The 2,033-nt window shown below is 71.8% G+C and carries 1 protein-coding gene; it reads right to left on the bottom strand.

Annotated features, from left to right (window positions below):
* The coding region (locus tag N4P33_RS34905) for an Rne/Rng family ribonuclease (protein ID WP_260830925.1) at positions 1-2,033 on the bottom strand (2,033 nt) is incomplete at both ends.

Raw genomic sequence — 2,033 nt, 5'->3', positions numbered from 1 at the left:
GGCTCGGCGGCCTCCGCCGCCACCTCGGCCTCCGTCTCCGCCTCCGCCTCCTGCTCGGCCGTCTCGACGGCCACCGCCGTCTCGGCCTCCAGCGGCTGCTCGGCAGCACCGGCCCGCGCCCGCTTGCGGCGCTTGCCGCCGCCACCGGCGGCGGTCGGCTGGTCGAGGTGGACGATGACACCGCGGCCGTTGCAGTGGACGCAGGTCTCCGAGAACGACTCCAGCAGGCCCTGGCCGACCCGCTTGCGGGTCATCTGGACCAGCCCCAGCGACGTCACCTCGGCGACCTGGTGCTTCGTACGGTCCCGGCCCAGGCACTCCAGCAGGCGCCGCAGCACCAGGTCCCGGTTGGACTCCAGCACCATGTCGATGAAGTCGATCACGATGATGCCGCCGAGGTCGCGCAGCCGCAGCTGGCGCACGATCTCCTCGGCCGCCTCCAGGTTGTTCCTGGTGACCGTCTCCTCCAGGTTGCCGCCCTGGCCGGTGAACTTGCCGGTGTTGACGTCGATGACGACCATCGCCTCGGTCCGGTCGATCACCAGCGAACCGCCGCTCGGCAGCCACACCTTGCGGTCCAGCGCCTTGGCGAGCTGCTCGTCGATCCGGTACGTGGCGAAGACGTCGACCTCGCTGGTCCACTTCTGCAGCCGCTCGGCGAGATCCGGCGCCACGTGCGCGACGTACCCGTGGATGGTCTCCCACGCCTCGTCACCGCTGACGATGACCTTGGAGAAGTCCTCGTTGAAGATGTCCCGCACGACCCGGACGGTCATGTCCGGCTCGCCGTACAGCAGCGTCGGGGCGTTGCCGTTCTTGGACTTCTTCTGGATGTCCTCCCACTGCGCCTGGAGCCGTTCGACGTCCCGGCGCAGCTCGTCCTCGCTCGCGCCCTCGGCGGCGGTGCGCACGATGACGCCCGCGTCCTCGGGGACGATCTTCTTGAGGATGGTCTTCAGCCGGGACCGCTCGGTGTCGGGCAGCTTGCGGCTGATGCCGGTCATCGAGCCCTCGGGGACGTACACGAGGTAGCGGCCCGGGAGGGAGACCTGGCTGGTGAGGCGGGCGCCCTTGTGGCCGATCGGGTCCTTCGTCACCTGGACGAGCACCGACTGGCCGGACTTCAGGGCGGACTCGATGCGGCGCGGGCCGTTGGCCATGCCCAGCGCCTCGAAGTTGACCTCACCGGCGTACAGCACGGCGTTGCGGCCCTTGCCGATGTCGATGAAGGCGGCCTCCATCGACGGCAGCACGTTCTGCACCTTGCCGAGGTAGACGTTGCCGACGTACGACGTCGACTGCTCCTTGTTGACGTAGTGCTCGACGAGCACGTTGTCCTCGAGGACGCCGATCTGCGTGCGGTCGCCGTGCTGGCGTACGACCATCACGCGCTCGACGGCCTCACGGCGGGCCAGGAACTCCGCCTCGGTGATGATCGGCACGCGGCGACGGCCCTGCTCGCGGCCCTCGCGGCGGCGCTGCTTCTTGGCCTCCAGACGGGTCGAGCCCTTGATGGACTGCACCTCGTCGGACGGCTCCGCCTTGGGGCGCGGCTCACGGACCTTGACGACCGTGCGCTCCGGGTCGTCGGCGGCCGGCTCGGGCTCACCGGCGCTGTCACCGGCCCGGCGACGACGACGACGGCGGCGACGGCTGCTGCTGGAGCCGCCCCCGGCACCGGAGTCCTCGCGATCCTCGGCCGACTCACCGGCCTCCTCGGCGTCCTCCTCGGCCTGCTCGGCGGTGTCCTCGGCGTCCTGAGCTGCCTGTACGGCGGAGACGCGGTCGGTCTCGGCGTCCCCGGCCTCGGCGCCCTCGCCCTCGGCGGACTCGCCGCGCCTGCGGCGACGACCGCCGCGACGGCGGCGACGGCGTGAACCGGCGGCCTCGCTGTCGTCCTGGTCCTCGGTGTCCGCCTGGTCCTCGGCGGACTCGTCGGTGTCCTCGGCCTCGTCCTCGTCACGGGTCACGGCGGCGGGCTCGGCGGCCGGTGCCGCCTCGGGCTCCTCGGCCGCGCCCCGGCGACGGCGCCG

Source organism: Streptomyces sp. 15-116A, assembly GCF_025290915.1.
GTDB lineage: Bacteria > Actinomycetota > Actinomycetes > Streptomycetales > Streptomycetaceae > Streptomyces.
This window is presented reverse-complemented; position numbering and strand designations above follow the sequence as displayed.